13 protein-coding genes and 1 riboswitch are annotated in these 18,016 nt (G+C 65.2%); of the genes, 5 read left to right on the top strand and 8 right to left on the bottom strand.

Annotated features, from left to right (window positions below):
• The first annotated feature begins 637 nt into the window (after nucleotides 1–637).
• Nucleotides 638–1,576, top strand: a complete 939-nt coding sequence (locus HWY05_RS31490; RefSeq protein WP_176060777.1) for a flagellar brake protein — start codon at nucleotides 638–640, stop codon at nucleotides 1,574–1,576.
• A 247-nt stretch (nucleotides 1,577–1,823) separates the two neighbouring features.
• Here HWY05_RS31490 and HWY05_RS31485 read toward each other — a convergent pair whose 3' ends face one another.
• The 4 genes from HWY05_RS31485 to cobW form a co-directional block, all read right to left on the bottom strand.
• Complete coding sequence (locus tag HWY05_RS31485; RefSeq protein WP_176060776.1) at nucleotides 1,824–2,363, bottom strand: magnesium chelatase; 540 nt, start codon at nucleotides 2,361–2,363, stop codon at nucleotides 1,824–1,826.
• Between the two features lie 149 nt (nucleotides 2,364–2,512).
• A complete protein-coding gene (locus tag HWY05_RS31480; protein WP_244146744.1) occupies nucleotides 2,513–3,760 on the bottom strand; it encodes an ATP-binding protein in 1,248 nt (415 codons plus the stop codon).
• Nucleotides 3,757–7,587, bottom strand: a complete 3,831-nt coding sequence (cobN, locus tag HWY05_RS31475; RefSeq protein ID WP_176060775.1) for a cobaltochelatase subunit CobN — start codon at nucleotides 7,585–7,587, stop codon at nucleotides 3,757–3,759. Before cobN ends, HWY05_RS31480 begins: the two co-directional genes overlap by 4 nt.
• A 6-nt stretch (nucleotides 7,588–7,593) precedes the next feature.
• Nucleotides 7,594–8,685, bottom strand: a complete 1,092-nt coding sequence (cobW, locus tag HWY05_RS31470) for a cobalamin biosynthesis protein CobW (protein ID WP_176060774.1) — start codon at nucleotides 8,683–8,685, stop codon at nucleotides 7,594–7,596.
• A gap of 88 nt (nucleotides 8,686–8,773) precedes the next feature.
• Nucleotides 8,774–9,054: riboswitch (cobalamin riboswitch) on the bottom strand.
• Nucleotides 9,055–9,291: 237 nt separating this feature from the next.
• Here cobW and HWY05_RS31465 point away from each other — a divergent pair.
• From HWY05_RS31465 to bluB, 4 genes are read left to right on the top strand one after another with little or no spacing between them, the layout of a single operon-like run.
• Entirely contained in the window at nucleotides 9,292–9,714 is a 423-nt protein-coding gene (locus tag HWY05_RS31465; RefSeq protein WP_176060787.1) for a cobalamin biosynthesis protein, read from the top strand.
• Nucleotides 9,711–10,313 (top strand): cob(I)yrinic acid a,c-diamide adenosyltransferase, encoded by a 603-nt coding sequence (cobO, locus tag HWY05_RS31460; RefSeq protein WP_176060773.1) that lies wholly within the window; start codon nucleotides 9,711–9,713, stop codon nucleotides 10,311–10,313. Before HWY05_RS31465 ends, cobO begins: the two co-directional genes overlap by 4 nt.
• Nucleotides 10,314–10,316: 3 nt before the next feature.
• Entirely contained in the window at nucleotides 10,317–11,615 is a 1,299-nt protein-coding gene (locus HWY05_RS31455) for a cobyrinate a,c-diamide synthase (protein WP_176060772.1), read from the top strand.
• Nucleotides 11,599–12,270, top strand: a complete 672-nt coding sequence (gene bluB, locus HWY05_RS31450; RefSeq protein ID WP_035556855.1) for a 5,6-dimethylbenzimidazole synthase — start codon at nucleotides 11,599–11,601, stop codon at nucleotides 12,268–12,270. The genes HWY05_RS31455 and bluB overlap by 17 nt, the downstream gene beginning before the upstream one ends.
• Nucleotides 12,271–12,315: 45 nt before the next feature.
• Here the strand turns inward: bluB and HWY05_RS31445 are convergent, their stop codons facing one another.
• The 4 genes from HWY05_RS31445 to HWY05_RS31430 form a co-directional block, all read right to left on the bottom strand.
• Nucleotides 12,316–12,924 carry a DUF4136 domain-containing protein gene (locus HWY05_RS31445; protein WP_176060771.1) on the bottom strand — a complete coding sequence of 203 codons (609 nt, stop codon included), beginning with the start codon at nucleotides 12,922–12,924 and terminating at the stop codon, nucleotides 12,316–12,318.
• 36 nt (nucleotides 12,925–12,960) lie between these two features.
• Nucleotides 12,961–15,564, bottom strand: a complete 2,604-nt coding sequence (locus HWY05_RS31440) for a CHASE2 domain-containing protein (protein ID WP_176060770.1) — start codon at nucleotides 15,562–15,564, stop codon at nucleotides 12,961–12,963.
• 66 nt (nucleotides 15,565–15,630) lie between these two features.
• On the bottom strand, nucleotides 15,631–17,088 hold the full coding sequence (locus HWY05_RS31435) for a FecR domain-containing protein (protein ID WP_176060769.1): 1,458 nt from the start codon (nucleotides 17,086–17,088) through the stop codon (nucleotides 15,631–15,633).
• Nucleotides 17,085–17,822: a response regulator transcription factor gene (locus HWY05_RS31430; protein WP_035556844.1), complete on the bottom strand. Its 738-nt coding sequence runs from the start codon at nucleotides 17,820–17,822 to the stop codon at nucleotides 17,085–17,087. The genes HWY05_RS31435 and HWY05_RS31430 overlap by 4 nt, the downstream gene beginning before the upstream one ends.
• Nucleotides 17,823–18,016: the final 194 nt, after the last annotated feature.

Genomic DNA, 18,016 nt, shown 5'->3' with positions numbered 1-18,016 from the left:
TGCCGCCAGCGTTCAATCTGAGCCAGGATCAAACTCTTCAGTTCAAACCTGTTACTGTTTTTCGGTTCCGTTAAGAACCGGTCGCTCACTCAACGTACTGACGAATTGTTCGATCGTCTTTCGACAGTCAAACCTTCCTTTCATTACTGTGTGAGACTTGATACTTTCGCTTTGCGGCAGATCCCGAAAGATCCGCCTCGCGTCTCGCATCAAGCGCCCACACTTATCGGCTGTTAATTTTTAAAGATCGATTACGCATTCACTACCAAACCAGCACCGCGTGTCGCCAACCTCACAACCACCCGGCACCGCTTCGTTCTGCGTCGCTGCATCTGCAGCAGAGAAACGAGATTATGGAGATAGGCTCGCAGGTCGTCAACCCCCTTCACGCAATATTTTCCGAGGATGAAGAAGATCTTCGATGGGTCGCCGTGACTCATCCCTAAAATTAATTAGCCATCCGATTTAAATTGGATCCTGCCGGAGGAACATCGCACTCGCGTCGATCAGATTGTGATCTCGTGACAAATCAACACCATAGCGACGACACGCGCGCCCGCCAACGACCGGAAACTAAAGTTTTTCGCTACCCGTCCGTCAACCATAGATATCCCGTCACTCACAAAAATAGCCGACCATGGACAATCCAGTCGAGCAACACTCCGAGGAAAACCCGCCCGCCGCTCCGTCGGCGGCCCTATCAATGGACGCGGTGCCGGTCGGCGCGCCGCTCGAATGGCCGATCGTCGACGCCGACGGCACGCTCCTGTTTACCAACGGGACCATTCTCGCGACCACGGACGAGCGCAACTTCCTGTTCACGCACTTCCAGCCGTATCGCGGCGACCTGCTGGACCGAACGACGCACGAGCCGGCCGAGGCCGAACCTCACGCCGATCCCGCAAACCCGTTGACGATCAAGGACATGCACCTGGAAATCGGCGCACTGATCGGCGTACGGTCGCAAGTCGGCAGCGGGGCGCCCATGCATCCGTGCCGGATCATCGGCTTTGCGCCGAATCACGCGTTATTCGTCACGCCGCCACTGCATCAAGGCCGGATCCTGCCGCTTGGGCTGGGTGAGAACATCGAAATCGTCGCGATCGCGAGCCATGCGGTGTTTCGCTTCGTCTGCACGATCGAGGCGATCTGCCGTTCGCCGTTCGATTACGTCGTGCTGTCGAAGCCCGGCGTGATCCGTCGCCTGCGCGAACGCAAGTCGATCCGCGTCAATACGCACCTCGCGGTGCGTTTCGGTATCGGTGAGACGGGGGAATCGTACGAAGGCCTCGGGCTCGCGAAAGGGATTAGCGCGCTCGGCATGTCGCTGGCCGCTTCGTGGACCGTGGGCGCGGTTGGTGAGCGGCTGCGGGTCGCCTTCCGGCTGAAGTCGGCGGAAATGGACACCGAGATCGAAACGACCGCGGTGATTCGGAATGTGCACAAAGCCGGCAGTCCCGGCGAGCCGGCGACCCATGGGCTGGAATTCGACCAGCTAGATACAGCGCAGCAAATGGCGATGAAAGTCTTCGTGTTCGATCGTCAGGACGATGTGTCGCATTGGACGAACGGTTGACGCGGGGACGGGGCGGCGAGCGGCGCGGCGGATGTGTTGCTTGGGCGTGCGGTCGGGGAGTTGGATCTGAGTGCTTGATCTGAGTGCTTGATCTGAGTGCTTGATCTGAGTGCTTGATCTGAGTGCTTGATCTGAGTGCTTGATCTGAGTGCTTGATCTGAGCGCTTGATCTGAGCGCTTGATCTGAGCGCTTGGATCGAGACGCTTGACCGAAGCGTTTAACCAGGCCGCCTCCCCACCCATTCAATCAGCCAATCAACTCTTCCGCCGTAACGTACCGCGCGCCCCAGCCATCGGCGAGTGATGCGCACCGCCCCAGCCGTATCGCGCCCCGCTCGAAATCGACCACTACGATCTGATCCACATCGCGCGGACGCGCCGGTTCATCGTTTGTGCGGCCGTCGGTCAAGATCCACAGCCAGCGCTGCTGGGCAGGCTTGCGGCGCACACGCTCTTCCAGCAACCTCACCGCTCGCCCGACACCGACCGCAAGCGGCGTCCCACCGCCACCGCCCACCGGCGTGAGCCAACGCTCGTTCCACCAGCGCGGCACGGCCGGCCCGAAACGCACATCCGCATCCGAACCGCCGAAACAGACCAACGCCGCCTCGGCACGCGCGGCGCTCGCGCGGTCGAACAACGCAATCAGCAGCCCTTTGGCAAGCGCGAGTCGCTCTCCCGCCAGCATCGACGCCGAACAATCGAGTAAGAAACAATGCAGCACGCCACCACGCGGCGCTTCGCGCACGAACCGCAGATGTTCCGCGCGCAGCGTCTGCTCACGCATTGCCGCAAGTGTAGGCGGCCACGCGATGCGCTTGCCCTGCTTGTCGACCGATTGATCACGCGACCCCGAAAGCGCCCCTGCGCTTGCACGCGCGCCTTGCCGCCATCGAAAACCGCTGCGTGAATCAGCGGCTGCGCCCTTCCGATGGCTCAGCGTTTTTTTACGCTGAGCGGTATGACGCCTTTGACTTGAGTGGTGCCGGCGGGCTCGGGCGGTAGATAACCCCAGTCGGCTTCGCTGGAACCACCATGGGAGGCATTAGCACCGAAAGACGACACCCCGGCGCCTTGCGAAGACCCAGACGACGAAGCAGACAAAGCCGACGAAGCAGCCTCACCCCGCCCCTCAAGCTCATCTCCACCCCGCCCCTGCCGCCCGGCATCCGCATCACGCGGCTCACCCCGCGCCGAACTCTCCCGCTGATGACGCCGATGAACCAGCGCCGCCTCGGCGACACGATCCACATGCTCCGCCGTCACCGCCGCGGCCTGCTCCAGCGCCGCCAACGCCCGCGCCGCGCGCAGCATCACGAGATCGGCGCGCAAACCATCGACGGCCGCGTCGATACACAACGCGCTGACCCGCGCGTGCACCGCATCGTCGAACGCGAGTTGCGGCAGCGTCGCCCGGGCGGTTTGAATCCGCCGAACATAAAGCGCCTGCTGCTGCGCATGGTCCGCGCGAAAGCCCTGCGGATCGAGATCGAACGCAAGTCGCGCCTTCACGATCTGCTGGCGCACCTGCGGCTCAAAGCAGTTTTGCAACTCGACCATCAACCCGAAGCGGTCGATTAGTTGCGGCCGCAACTCTCCTTCTTCGGGGTTCATCGTGCCGATCAGCACGAAGCTCGCGTCGTGGCTATGTGAAACACCGTCACGTTCGATGGTATTCACGCCGCTTGCCGCCGCGTCGAGCAAGGCATCGACGAGCGCGTCCGGCAGCAGATTGACTTCATCCACATACAGTACGCCGCGATGTGCCTTCGCGAGCAAGCCGGGTGAAAAGCGCACCGCGCCGTCGCGCAGCACGGTTTCGATATCGAGTGTGCCGATCAGGCGGTCTTCGCTCGCGCCGAGCGGCAGGTTCACCAATTGTCCTTCCGGCAACAACTCGGCCAGCGCGCGCGCCGCGGTCGACTTCGCCGTGCCGCGCGGCCCGGTGACCAGCACGCCGCCCAACCCTGGATCGATCGCAGCCAGTAGAAGCGCCTGCTGCAACGGCGCCTGCCCGACCAGCGCGGCAAACGGAAAAGCGAGGCGCGAGTTTGCGCTTTGAGCCACGCCTTGGGTCACGCCTTGGGTCACGCCTTGGGTCACGCCTTGGTTCGTGCCTCGGTCAGTGCCTTGAGTCACGCTCTCGCCCGCCTTTGGGTCCATACCCTGATCCGATGAACTCATATCCGCGCCCCTTCAATCTGCTGCTCGCTCGCGAGCAAATGCCGTTCAACCTGCCCACGATACTCACCAGGCGCCTGCCACAACCCTCGCTGCATCGCCTCAAGCAGCCGCTCGCAAATCGAATGCAACGCATGCGGATTGTGCCGCTGCAAGAACTCGCGGGTATCCGCGTCGTTCAGATAAGCCTCAGTAACGAGCGCATATTGATGATCCGCGACCACGCGCGCGGTCGCGTCATAACCGTACAGATAGTCCACGGTCGCGGCAATTTCCGCCGCCCCCTTATATCCATGACGCTTCACGCCGTCGAGCCATTTCGGATTGACCACGCGCGAGCGAATCACCCGCGCGATCTCCTCATGCAGCGTTCTCACGCGCGGCGCGGCCGGATTGCTGTGATCGGCGTGATACACACTCGGCTGATCGCCGGCCAGATGCCGCACCGCCGCGACCATGCCGCCCTGAAACTGGTAGTAATCGTTCGAATCGAGCAGATCGTGCTCGCGATTGTCCTGGTTCTGCAGCACCACATCCATCGCGGCGAGGCGCACGCCGAACGCTTGCCGCGCCTCTTCGCCCGCGCTCTTCTGCGTATACGCGTAACCGCCCCACGCCTGATACGCATTCGCGAGATCGGCGTCGGTCTGCCAGTGTTGCGAGTCGATCATGTCCTGCAGACCCGCACCATACGCGCCGGGCCGCGCGCTGAACACGCGCCAGCCGGCGCGCCGGCGCGCTTCGACGGCGTCCATGCCGCGCGCGATCAGCGCGTCGCGTTCGCGCAGCACGCGCGCGCGAATCGGATTCAGCTCCTCCGGCTCATCGAGTTCGGCCACGGCTTGCACGGCGGCGTCGAACAGATGCATCACGTTGGCGAACGCATCGCGGAAAAAACCGGAGACGCGCAGCGTGACGTCGATACGCGGCCGGTCGAACGCGTCGATCGGCATGATCTCGAAGTCGGTCACGCGATGACTGCCCGGCGCCCACTTCGGCCGCACGCCGAGCAACGCGAGCGCCTGAGCGATATCGTCGCCGCCGGTGCGCATCGTCGCGGTGCCCCATACCGAGAGACCGATGGCGCGCGGATAGTCGCCTTTCTCCTGCAAATGCCGCTCGATCAGTTGCTGGGCGGACTTCAATCCGAGCGACCAGGCGGCTTGCGTCGGGACCGCGCGCGTGTCGACGGAATAGAAATTGCGGCCGGTCGGCAGCACGTCAGGGCGTCCGCGCGACGGCGATCCGCTCGGCCCCGGCGGCACGAAACGCCCTTCGAGGCCGCGCTTCAACTGCATCATTTCCTGCGGACCGCACGCGTCGAGGCGCGGCAATACATCGTTGCGCAGACGCTCGATCACGCGCTCCGCCTGCGGCAAACTTCCCGCGGCCGGCGTTAAATCCAATTCGGCGCGATCGTCGCCGTCGCGGCACTCGCCGCCATCGCCACACACGCCACGCAACATCGCCGCCGCCAGCAATTCCAGCCGTTCGCGCGTATCGCCGCAATGCCGCCACGGCGCCTCGCTCACGCGCTGCAACACATCGGGACGCGGCCCGTCCCACGCCGCCGACCAATCCACCGACAACGGATCGAACAGATGATCCATCCGCAGATCGCGCGCCAGCGCATCGATCAAACCGGCCTTGCCGCCTTGCCCATCACCGACGGGAAAGCGCCCCAACGCCAGCAACGTATCGCGCCGCTGCACACCGTCAGGCGATTGACCAAACGTGTGCAACCCATCGCGAATCTGCGCTTCTTTCAACTCGCACAGCCAGGCGTCGACGCGCGTCAGCAGCGTATCTTCAGCGTCCTGCCCGTTTGGCGCCGCGAGACTCAGCTCTTCATGCAGCTTATGTTCGACGATGGTCGCCAGAATCGTGCGCCGCAAGAGTTTCGAGCGACGCGGGTCGACCATCAGCGCTTCATAGTATTCGTCGACCTGGCGTTCGAGATCCTGCAAAGGCCCGTACGTTTCGGCGCGCGTGAGCGGCGGCATCAGATGATCGATGATCACGGCCTGCGCGCGACGCTTCGCCTGGCTGCCCTCGCCCGGATCGTTGACGATGAACGGATACAGATGCGGCATCGGCCCGAGAATCAGATCGGGCCAGCAGGCCTCGCTGAGCGCAACGCTCTTGCCGGGCAGCCATTCGAGATTGCCGTGTTTGCCGACATGCACGACCGCGTCGATCCCGAACTGATGACGCAGCCAGAAATAGAACGCAAGGTACGCATGCGGCGGCACAAGTTCGGCGTCGTGATAGCTCGCGTAGTCGCCTTGCTCACGCGAACGCGACGGCTGAATGCCGACGAACACCTGCCCGCAGCGCCATCCCGCGATCATGAAACGGCCGCGCCGCAACGTCGGGTCCTGCCCGGGCGCACCCCAGCGCGCGTTCAATGCCTCGCGCGCATCGGCGGGCAACGCGTTGAAGTAAGTCAGATAGTCGTCGAGCGCGAGGCTTTGCAAGGCCGGCCGCAAATCCCGCACCACCGGGTCGTTGGTCACGCCTTCGGTGAGCTTCTGCAACAGCGCGCCCCCGTCCACGGGCAAATCGGCGAGACGATAACCCTCGTCGCGCAGCATCGCCAGAATGCCGACCACCGAAGCCGGCGTATCGAGCCCGACGCCATTGCCGATCCGCCCTTCGCTCATCGGATAGTTGGCGAGAATCAGCGCGAGTTTCTTGTCCGCGTTGTCGAGCGTGCCGAGACGGCACCAGCGGCGGCTCAGTTCGGCAAGAAAGCCCACGCGTTCGAGATCCGGCTGATAGCGGACCACGTCGACTTCGGTGTGCGGACAACGATAGGCCAGGCCCTTGAAACTGATCGCCCGCGTGATGATGCGACCGTCCACTTCCGGCAGCGCGATATGCATGGCGATATCGCGCGAATTGAGGCCATGGTTGTCCTTGAGCCAGTCCTCGCGATTGCCGCCGCTCAGGATCACCTGCAGCACCGGCGCGTCGCCGGCGAGTGCGAGCGGCTCGGGATCGTCGATCGCGGACGCGGCGAACGCGGTCGTGTTCAGCACCAGCGCGACCTGATGTTGCGCGCACAACGACTGCACGACGTCGCGGCTCATCGCATCTTTCAGCGACGTGATCGCGATCGGCAGCGGATTGAGCCCTTGCGCTTCGAGCGCGTCGATCAGCGCATCGAACACCGCCGTATTGGCCGCCTGCAGATGCGCCTTGTAGAACAGGATCGCGGCCACCGGCGCGCCGGCGCGCCAGCGCGCCTGCCAATCGGCGACGCTCGGCGTGTCGCGTTCGGGGTGATAGAGCGTGGCGGCGGGCAACGCGCGCGGCGGCGCCGGTTCACGTCCCCAGCCGAACGTGCGGTGCGCGATGCAGCGCAAAAACGCTTCTGCGTTCTGCGCGCCGCCTTCGCGCAGATAGCGCCACAACTGATGGCACAGATCGGCGTCCGCGGTGCTGCGCGCCAGCAGATTCGGATCTTCCTGCAGGTCGCCGGAAAACATCGCGAGCGTCTGCTGCTTACGCTCGGCGAGCGCAACCACCTGCTCGATGCCGTACGGCCAATATGCCTCGCCGCCGAGATGATCGACCACCACCACGCGTGCATGCTGCAACACGTCTTCAACATAGAAGTCGACCGAAGCCGGCTGCCGCAGATACGTGACATTCGCGAGTCGCAGACTCGGAAAGCCTTCACCCAGACGCGGAAACACGCTCGCCAGCAGCGACAGCGTGGTGTCGGCGGAGCTGAGCACGACGATCTCGGCAGGCTGCTGATCGATACGGATCACGCCTTGCGTATCGTCGACAAAGCCGCCCGGCGTCGTGCGCAGCAGATGCATGAGCGCTTACGCCTGGTGCGCTTCGTGGCTGGACGCGACGCCCAGCGCAACATCGAACGCGCGTTGCAGCGCGGCCTGGTCGAGGTCTTCGCCGATCAGCACGAAGCGGCTGCGGCCGCCTTCGCCGGCCTGCCAGCGTCGATCGAAATAGCTGTCGAAGCGACGGCCCACGCCCTGAATCACCAGCCGCATCGGCGCGCCCGGCAGCGCCGCGAAACCCTTCACGCGGTAAATCGTGTTGGTTTCGACGAGCGACTGCAACGCGGCGATCACCGCTTCGCGCGACGGCGCGTCCGCCTGCACGACCACCGAATCGAATTCGTCGTGATGGTGATCGGCGTCCTCGGCGGACCCATGGTTGTCGTGGCGCAAATGAATCGTTTCTTCCGACGCCGCTTCGAGCCCGAGCAACGTATGCAGATCGAGCTGACCCATGTGCGCGCGCACTATCTTCACTTGCAGCGGAATCTCTTCGCGGATCACGGCCTCGACCGCGCCTTGCTGCGCGTCGTCGAGCAGATCGGTCTTGTTCAGGATCACCAGATCGGCCGCGGACAACTGGTCTTCGAACAGTTCGTGCAGCGGCGATTCGTGATCGAGATTCGGATCGGCCTGGCGCTGCGCGTCCACGGCAACCGGATTGTCGGCGAACTGGCCGCTCGCAGCAGCCGGGCCGTCCACCACCGTGACCACCGCGTCGACGGTGAAGCTGTTCTTGATCTGCGGCCAGTTGAACGCCTGCACGAGCGGCTTGGGCAACGCGAGGCCGGAGGTTTCGATCAGCACGTGATCGATCTGGCCGCGCCGTTCCACGAGCTTTTCCATCACCGGAAAGAACTCTTCCTGCACGGTGCAGCACAGGCAGCCGTTCGCCAGTTCATACAGTTGGCCTTCCGTTTCGACGCCGTTTTCGTCGCAACCGATGCCGCAACCCTTGAGGATTTCGCCGTCGATACCGAGCTCGCCGAACTCGTTGACGATCACCGCGATGCGCTTGCCGCCCGCATGCTGAAGAATGTGCCGCAGCAGCGTGGTCTTGCCGCTGCCGAGAAAGCCCGTGACGATGGTGACGGGAATCTTGCGCATTTGAGTTTGCATCGTGAGGTCCATCCGTAGGAGTTGCACGGGTACGCCGGCGCGTTTCGTTCTGTGCGGAGGTCATGAGCGCGCGCCGCATCCCCGCGGTGTTCGCTCTGCATGTTCTGGCCGGTATCCGGGCTGGCGAAAGCGCCGCTTCCCCTTCCCGGGCGAGGAGGTTCTCGCCCAGTGGTGACATGCCGACGCGGCCTTGCGCGTGGACATTGAAGCCGGCTCCGCGGCGCCGGAGACTGAACCGGACGCCACATTTCGCTTACCGTTGCGGGGGCAGCACAGGTTGACCCGTTCCATTGCAGGCGGGCACCCTGTTTCCCGTTTAACTGCATGCGCGAGAGCGCGCACACGAGCACCAAAAGTGCGTGCGAGTGTAGGCCCGCGGCCCGCCGACGTCAAGGCGACACCGGCCGCGAAGGCTTATCGGGCGGGGCACCGTGTGCTATCGTATGCGCGCGTTTGGTGCCCGCCTATGCGCCCGCTCATGCGTTCGCATGGGCCGTAAAACGGGAATTCGTTGTATTGCATGACCTCGATGCCAGCCCTCAAACGCTCCTGCTTGTTTCATCCTTCCAATCCGCTGACGACGTGGCGCGCGCCATGCACGCCGCGATGAACCGCGCGTGGCTAAGTGTCGGCATCGGCTGCCGCTTGCATAGTTCGGCCGAACAGATCGAAGCAGCCGTGCGCGCCGCGCTCGGCACGTATCGGATCGATCAGATCCGGGTAGTCGCATCGATCGACAGTAAATCCCGTGAAGCCGGTTTGCTTGATTTCTGCACACGCCATGCGTTGCCGCTGGCTTTCTTCAGCCGTGAGCAGATCGCGGCGGTGCCGGTAGAAACCTACTCGGCAGCGGCAAAAAACCATCTCGGCGTGGACGGCGTGTGTGAGCCATGCGCGCTGCTGGCTGCGGCGGGCGAACCGACCGCGTCGCGAGCCCGCCTTACCGTACGTAAAACGATTCATGCCGGTGTCACCGTGGCGATCGCCACCTCCACCGACCACGCCATCCAACCCCAGGACCTGCCATGAAAACCGATCCCGAATCCCATCAACGGATGACCGAGCGCCGGCGCGAAGGCCACAAAAAGAAACAGGCTCAGGCTACTGTCGAAAAAGGTCTGCTGATCGTCAACACCGGCACCGGCAAAGGCAAAACCACGGCCGCGTTCGGCATGGCCGTGCGCGTGCTGGGCCACGGCATGCGGCTGGGCGTCGTGCAGTTCATCAAGGGTGCGTTGCATACGTCGGAGCGCGACTTCCTCGGCGCGATCGCCCACTGCGATTTCGTCACGATGGGCGACGGCTATACGTGGAACACGCAGAATCGCGACGCCGACATCGCCACCGCGCGCAAAGGCTGGGACGAAGCGCGCCGGATGATCGAAAGCGGCGATTACCAGATGGTGATCCTCGACGAACTGAACACCGTCCTCAAATACGAATACCTGCCGCTCGACGAAGTCCTCGCCGTGTTGAACGCCCGCGCCGGGCTGCTGCATGTGGTCGTGACCGGCCGTCACGCGCCGGACGCGCTGATCGAAGCCGCCGACCTCGTCACCGAAATGCGCATCGTCAAGCATCCGTACCGCGAGCAAGGCGTGAAAGCGCAGCGCGGCGTGGAGTTTTAAGCCGTGTCCGCGTGCCCGGCGCTCTTCATCAGCGCGCCCGCCTCGGGTCAAGGCAAAACCACGATCACCGCGGGCCTCGCGCGCTATCACCGGCGCCAGGGACGGCGCGTGCGCGTGTTCAAGACCGGCCCGGACTTTCTCGATCCGATGATTCTGGCGCGCGCGAGCGGCGCGCCGGTGCTGTCGCTCGATCTGTGGATGGTCGGCGAACCCGCGTGCCGCGCGTTGCTCGCGCAGGCGGCGGCCGAAGCAGACCTGATCCTGATTGAAGGCGTGATGGGCCTGTTCGACGGCACGCCGAGCAGCGCCGATCTCGCCACCGCGTTCGGCGTGCCGGTGCTCGCGGTGATTTCGGCGAAGGCGATGGCGCAGACCTTCGGCGCGGTCGCCTTCGGTCTCGCGCAATTCCGGCCAGAGGTGCCGTTTTACGGCGTGCTCGCGAATCGCGTCGGCTCCGCGCGGCACGCGCAGATGCTTGAAGAGGCGTTGCCGGCCGGGCTGCGCTGGTGCGGCCACATTGCCGCCAGCGACGAAATCCAGTTGCCGGATCGCCACCTCGGTCTGCACCAGGCGGCTGAGATCGACGATCTGGACGCGCGCCTTGATCGCGCCGCTGACACGCTCGCCGAAACCGCGTTGGCCGCGCTGCCGCCGCCGGTCGAGTTCGGCCCGCCTATAACGGCCGAGCTGCCGCAACTGCTGGAAGGTAAAACGATTGCGATCGCGCGCGACGCCGCGTTCTCGTTCATCTACCCGGCCAACCTCACGCTGCTGGAAGGCCTCGGCGCGCGGCTCGCCTACTTCTCGCCGCTCGCCGACGAAGCCCTCCCGCCAGACGCCGATTCTCTCTATCTGCCAGGCGGCTATCCGGAACTGCACGCGGCGACGCTCGCCAGCAACACGCGCAGCGCGGCAAGTATTCGCGCACACGCGGCGGCCGGCAAACCGGTCGTCGCCGAATGCGGCGGCATGCTGTACCTGCTCGACCAGCTCACCGACACGCACGGCGCGAGCACGCCGATGCTCGGCCTGCTGCCCGGTCACGCGACGATGCAAACACGCTTCACCGCGCTCGGCATGCAACAGCTCGACGGCCCGCACGGCGCGCTGACCGGCCACACGTTTCACTACTCGAAGCTGAGCACACCGCTCACGCCGTTGCACCACGCCACGCGGCCGAACAGCGCGACATCGGGCGAAGCCCTATATCGCCACGGCGCCATCGTGGCAACCTATATGCACGCTTACTGGCCCTCCAACCCGGCCTTCACGGCCGCCCTGTTCCATGGCAACGCCTTTTAACGATTCCGAGCGCGACGCCGTCTACCGCGCCATTTACGAACGCCGCGACATGCGCCACTTCGTGCGCGATCCGGTCGATCCGGCTGTGCTGCAACGTCTGCTCGACGCGGCGCATCACGCGCCGAGCGTCGGCTATATGCAGCCTTGGCGCATCGCGCGCATTACCGATCCCGCGCTGCGCACGGCGTTGCACGCCACCGTCGAAAGCGAACGGCTCGCCACCGCCGACGCACTCGGCAAGCGCCGCGAAGAGTTCATGAAGCTGAAAGTGGAAGGCATGCTGGAGTGCGGCGAACTGCTGGTGATGGCGCTGATGGACGGCCGCGAGCGGCATATTTTCGGCCGCCGCACGTTGCCGGAGATGGACCTCGCGTCGGTTGCGTGCGCGATCCAGAACATGTGGCTGGCCGCGCGGGCGGAAGGTTTGGGGATGGGCTGGGTGTCGCTGTTCGACGTCGACACGGTTCGCACGCTGCTGCATATGCCGGCGGGCGCGCGGCCGGTGGCGATTCTGTGTCTCGGTCATGTCGACCGGTTTTATAGTGAGCCGATGCTTGAAACCGAGCGCTGGGCGAGCCGTATGCCGCTCGCGGAATGCGTGTTTGAGAACCGCTGGCCGGAACAGGGAGAGGGTCCCGTCAGCGGGACGGAATGAGGCGTTGCATTGCCCTCGCAACAGCGTCGCAACAAACCCGGCGCGTTACGGCTGCAACGGCTTCACCGACAGCACCTCCGGCACGCCACTGGTTTTATCCTCGCGCAATTTCACGTGCCAGTCCGCCGGCGCCGCGAACGGCAGCTGCGCCAGTGCGCTTTTCACGAGCGCTGGCGCGGCGTGCAACGGATCGGCGTCGCGATCGCTGCTGACCGCGCTGACCTTGTAAACCTCCTGGCCGGTCGTGCGCTCGAAAAACCTCAGCGTCAACGCATGCCGGTAGGCGGGACCGCCGAACAGCGCGAACGGCGCGTCCGGCTGATGGCCGCAGTCGCCCGGCACGCAATCCTTCACGTCGACACCAATCGCCGCTGGCCGGGTGTCGTACGCGACCGACAACAGATAACGCGCTGCTTTGCCCGGCGTCTCGGCGAAGCCCTGCTTCGCCAACACGTCGCGCAGCAAGCTTTCGAATTGCGGATGATCCGCGCTGGCATCCTGCGACGGCATGCGCGCGAGCGCATAGGTTCGCTCGCCCTGCAACGCCGCTACGGCATCGGTGGCGTGAACGGTGTGCACGTCGGCGCTCAGGCCCGCACAACCGGTGAGACTCGCCGCAGCCAGCGCGGCACTGATCAGGATCGCTTTCACCATCTTCTCGCTTCAATAAAGTGCGTATTCATTGTCGTCTCAGGCGCGCGGCAACGCGAAGGCCTCGGATTGCGCGTCGTCGAGCGCCGGCAGTTCGATCGTGAACGCCGTGCCCTTGCCGGGCGCGCTGACCACCGCCACATCGCCGCCATGGCGTGTGACGACGGTCTTCACGAAGGCCATGCCCAAGCCCGCACCGCCTACTTCGGGCCGCTCCGTCTCGTGGAAGCGCCGGAAACGCTCGAATAAGCCGGCCTGCTGTTCCATCGGAATCCCGTAGCCTTCGTCGCGGATCGTGCACGACACGCGTCGCGCGCCGCCGGGTACGGACGTCGGTTCAAGACTCGCGAGACTGCACGTGATCCGCGTGTCAGGCGGGCTGTACTTGACCGCGTTGTTCAGAATGTTGACCAGCGCACGCGTCATCAGCGAGCGGTCGGCGCAGATCCAGTGGCCTTCTTCTGCGTCTGCGTCTGCGTCTGCGTCTGCGTCTGCGTCGGCTTCCGCTTCCGCTTCCGCTTCCGTTTGAACTTGCGTTCCCGCGCCGGCGACCGTTTGCAGCGTGATCCGTTTGGCGTGCGCTTGCGGCCAGACCTCGTCGCTGGCATCGATCAGCATCTCAGTCAGACTCACCGGCTCAAGCACATACGCCTGCGATTCGGCGCGCGCCAGTTGCACGAAGTCGTCGGCAAGCGTCAGCGCCCGCTGCGCATAACGCTCGATGCGCTCCAGCAAGCCACGCGCAAGCACCGGCTCTTCGCGGGCGCGCTCGATCTCCACCAGCGCCAGAATCGACGCCTGCGGCGAACGCATATCGTGCGACAGCAGCCGCAACGCATCTTCCCGCTGACGCTCGGCCGCGTGCAGCGCCGACACGTCGACGAGACCCGCGATCCACCCCGTCGTCTCACCCTGTTCGTTCGTGCAATTCGCGTAGCGCAAAAGATAATCGCACTCGCTCGCGTCCCGCACTTCGACGCCCTGCGCCATCAAGCCGGCGAACTCGCGGTGCGCCGGATCGAGCAGCGCGGGCCACTGTGCGTGCGCGAGCAGATTGTTGTCCGCGTCCGTGGCGGCGTCGCGGTCGATGGTCTTGACCAGCGTCAGCCCGCCCAGCACCGCCTGCATGGAACGGCCTTCGGGCGCCGGTGCATTGAGTCGTGCGAAATGCGCCTTCGCCGCATGGTTCGCAATCAGCACGACGCCACGCACATCGCTCACGAGAATCGGCTCCGGCATGCTGTCCAGGCTGTCCCACACGAAGCGCTTCATGTCCTGCACGCGCTGCGCGGCCTGCGCCATCAGTGCCATGTGCTGCTCCAGCACGTCGCCGCCGAACTCGCGGCCGCGCGACGGCGTCTCCGGCAACAGATGCGGTTCGTCCGCGAGACGCTGCAGTTCGCCGCGTAGATAGGCCATCGTCATTTCGAGGCGTCGCCAGTTCCAGATCGGATACACGACCACCGCGCCGAGAATCGCCGGGACCGGCGACATCCAGAGCCGTACACCAAACAGCAAGGCCGCGCTGCCGGCCGCGGCAAGCGCGCACAGCGCGCCGGTCAGCAACATCGAGCGACGCGGCGACAGCACCAGAAACCCCGCCAGCAACGCGGCGAGCGGCACGAGCGAGACCGCGCACAACACCCACGGCTCGGCCGGCTCGATCTCGCGGCCGGTGAGCAGCGTGTCGAGCACGTTCGCGTGGATATACACGCCGGGCAGCGGGCCCAGTTCGCCGGACACCGGCGTCGCGAACCGGTCGTACAAACCGGACGCGGTCACGCCGATCAGCACGATGCGGCCGCGCAACTGGTCCGCCGGGACGTCGCCGCTGAGGACGCTCGCGAAACTGAGCTTCGTATAGCTTTGTGCGTTCGGGCCGAAGGGGATGAGAAAGCGGCCTTCGTCGTCGCTGTCCTGGTTTTGGGCGGGCGTTGCGGTGCGTGCGGCGGTGCCTGCTGCCGCGCCTGCCGCTCCGCTCTCCACCTTCACACCTTCCCGCCGCACATCGTTCAACCGCAGCGTGCCGCGCGCGACCGCCTGCGCGGCGGGCACCATCAGTTGCGGCCAGCGCGACTGCGCGTCGCCCTCGAATTGCGCGACGCTGCGCACAATACCGTCGCTGTCCACTTCGAGATTGATATGGCCAAGCCCCGCCGCCGCCTGCGCCAGCGGCGCGACCGGCTCGACCACGCTGCGGTGCCTCGCGCTGTCCGGCGCGGTGAGCAACACCGGCAGATAGGTCGGACTCAGCGCGATCGCGCGAGCCAGTGCCGCGTCTTCCGGATTGGCCTCGGTGAACAGCACGTCGAAGATCACCGCGGCGGGTTTGGCTTTGGCAATCTGCTCGAGCAGCCGCGCGTGAACGCTACGCGGCCACGGCCAGCGCCCGAGTTGCGCCACGCTCGCGTTGTCGATTTCGACCACCACGATATCGCGCAGCACGGGCTGCGCATGCAGGCTCAGAAAGCGGTCGTAGACCAGCTGATCGACGCTCGCACTCAGCCGGCCCAGTGAACTGAGCAGAATCACCACGATGCCGAGGCAGCCGATCGCCACCCATTCGATCAGGAAACGGCGGCCGGCGCGCCGCCCCAGGCGGGCGCGCGGATCGAGGCTCAGACGCGTGGGTGTGATCGACAAGGCGTTGCGTGGTCGTAATCGTTGGAGCAGGCCGAGGTCCGGCCCGGTCCCGAGAATCTACCAGCCTCAGCGCGCAAGCGTAAACGAGCGGACCGCGCTGCTCTTCTCATAGAAGCGACCGTTCTCGAACTGCTCGGCGACGATCGTCCAATAGTAGACGCCGGCCGGCAGGTCGCTCACCACCAGTTGGCCGCCCTTCAGATCGGTACGGTCGACGATCGGATGACGCAGATCCGCGCTCGCGGCCAGCACGAAACGAAAGCGCGTCTCGACCGTGCTGCGGCTGACGAACCAGCGGAATTCATAGTCGCGGCTGCCGGCGCGCGGCCCCGCCGACGCGGACAGTCCGAACTGACGCCGTTCGAACGCGTACACCTGGGGCAGGCCTTCGAGCCCGTGTGTATCGATCGCGGCGATCCGCACGAAGTACGTGCCGTCGGCGAGCTCGCCGAAGTCCGCATGCGGCGCGTTGACGCGCAGATCGCGGATCAGGTCGAGCTGATCCGCGTCGCGCGCGATCTGCACGCGGTAGCCCGCCGCCGCGCTGGCCGGCACGAGATCGAACGCGACTGTTTTGCCGTCCTGCACCTTGGCCGGCTGCGTCAGTGCCGGCGCCGCCAGCAACGCCATCGGATCGCCGATCGCTCCGCCCGTGCGCGTGACACTGCCGAAGCTCGCCTTGACGAGTTGCGCGGACGCCTGCAACGGCACGCCGGGCAGCGGCGCCGATGCCAGCGTGTGGCCGTCGAGCGTGGCGGGATCGACGCCGACCGCGCCGTCCAGCACTTCCACCGCCGTGGTGTGCGCGTCGCCGTCGTAGGCCACTTTGAAACGCGTGCCGCGCACGCCCGCCACCACCGACGGCGAGCGGATCTGGAAGCGGTCGTCTTTTTTCGTCGCGTGCGTGACCTGGCTTTCGACTTCGCCGCGCTGCAGATCGAGAACGCGATCGCCCGCGCCCGTCAGCGTGGTGCGCCGCAGCCGTGCGATATCCACCTCGGCATCTTGCGCCACCGTCACGTGCGAGCCGTCCGGCAATTCGAGCGAGACGAAGCCGTTGCGGCCGGTGCGGATGTGATCGCCTTCGCCGAGTGTCGCGCCTTCCGTGAGCGGCACGTACGGGCTCTGGCCGAACGCGTGCTCGGCCGGACCACTCGTCGCGATCACGCGCGCGGATTCCTGATCCTGTTTGAGCTTGTCGGCCGGCAAGCGCAACGCGATGCCGGCGGGCATCCGGCGCGGCGCGGCAACATGATTGAGGCGGCTCAGCACCGCCCAATCGTCCGGGTCGCGCAGATAGCGGCCGGCGATGTCATACAGCGTGTCGCCGTCATGAGTCACGTACTGAACGTACGAAGGCGCCGCCGCCGTCGGATGCGCTTTCGCTCCACGCGACACTTGCGCCTGCGCCGGCATCGACGCAACACACGTCAACGCGACCAACCCGGCGGCCAGCCACACGGCGCTGCCGCGGCGCTGCGAATTCGCACTGCCGCGCCCTGCCACCTCCCCGGAAACCGTCACGCCTCCCCCGCTTCAGGGCGTTCGCCGGCGGCTGCCGGCTGCGTGGCGGATTCGATCCGCTCGAGGCGATAACCATAGCCGTAAATCGGCGTCAAACGGTAGCCATGTTCGGGGCGCAGGCCCAGCTTGCTGCGCAACATCGAAACGTGGGTATCCATGGTGCGCGACGGGATGTCGACGGCCTGTTTCCAGATCACGTCGAGAATGTGCGCGCGCGACAGCGGCCGGCTCAGGTGCTGGAACAGCAGCAGCGCGAGTTCGAATTCCTTCTGCGTCACCGCGACGGCCGCGCCGCGCACCACCACGTGCCTGGCGCCCAGATCGAACTCGAATTCGCCGAACACTTCCTTCACCGCGGCCGGCTTCAGGTGATACGCGCGGCGCAACAGCGAGCCGACCCGCGCCAGCAGCACGGCGGCCGAAACCGGTTTAACGACGTAATCGTCCGCGCCGGTGTTGAGGATCGAAGTGATATCGGTTTCGCGGCCGCGGCTCGTCATGAACAGCACCGGCAGACGCTCGGAAAGGCTTTCGCGCACCCAGTGCAGCACCTCTTCGCCCGACATGTCGGGCACGTTCCAGTCGAGCACCAGCAGATCGAAGGTCTGGCGCCGCAACTGCCTCACCAGTTCACGGCCCGCGCCGAATGCGTGACAGATATGGCCGGCGGCCGACAGCGTTTGACAAACCAGATCGGCCTGAGCCGAATCGTCATCCAGGACAGCAATTCTCATAAATCCCCGCAACGCGACAACGTGCTACGTAACTGATGGCCGGCTGGCCGGCAGATGACCGGGATGCCGGCATAAGCGCCGACGATCCGGGTTCCCTTTCCAACTCCGGCTGCATTTCTTCGACTTACGGTCCTTTGCCTTGCGCCCTGTTCCGTTCTGCCGCCGCCCCGTCTCAAAATTTGCGCGTAATTTGG

The organism is Paraburkholderia sp. BCC1876, from assembly GCF_902833695.1.
Classification (GTDB): Bacteria; Pseudomonadota; Gammaproteobacteria; order Burkholderiales; family Burkholderiaceae; genus Paraburkholderia.
Note: the sequence above shows the minus strand (reverse complement) of the source record. Positions and strands in the feature narration are given on the sequence as shown.

Coding starts and splice junctions, on each gene's coding strand:
- cobO (WP_176060773.1), top strand. CDS start 9,711: ATGAAAACCGATCCCGAATCCCATCAACGGATGACCGAGCGCCGGCGC.
- bluB (WP_035556855.1), top strand. CDS start 11,599: ATGGCAACGCCTTTTAACGATTCCGAGCGCGACGCCGTCTACCGCGCC.
- HWY05_RS31430 (WP_035556844.1), bottom strand. CDS start 17,822: ATGAGAATTGCTGTCCTGGATGACGATTCGGCTCAGGCCGATCTGGTT.
- HWY05_RS31490 (WP_176060777.1), top strand. CDS start 638: ATGGACAATCCAGTCGAGCAACACTCCGAGGAAAACCCGCCCGCCGCT.
- cobN (WP_176060775.1), bottom strand. CDS start 7,587: ATGCATCTGCTGCGCACGACGCCGGGCGGCTTTGTCGACGATACGCAA.
- HWY05_RS31480 (WP_244146744.1), bottom strand. CDS start 3,760: ATGAGTTCATCGGATCAGGGTATGGACCCAAAGGCGGGCGAGAGCGTG.
- HWY05_RS31445 (WP_176060771.1), bottom strand. CDS start 12,924: ATGGTGAAAGCGATCCTGATCAGTGCCGCGCTGGCTGCGGCGAGTCTC.
- cobW (WP_176060774.1), bottom strand. CDS start 8,685: ATGCAAACTCAAATGCGCAAGATTCCCGTCACCATCGTCACGGGCTTT.
- HWY05_RS31485 (WP_176060776.1), bottom strand. CDS start 2,363: ATGCGTGAGCAGACGCTGCGCGCGGAACATCTGCGGTTCGTGCGCGAA.
- HWY05_RS31465 (WP_176060787.1), top strand. CDS start 9,292: ATGAACCGCGCGTGGCTAAGTGTCGGCATCGGCTGCCGCTTGCATAGT.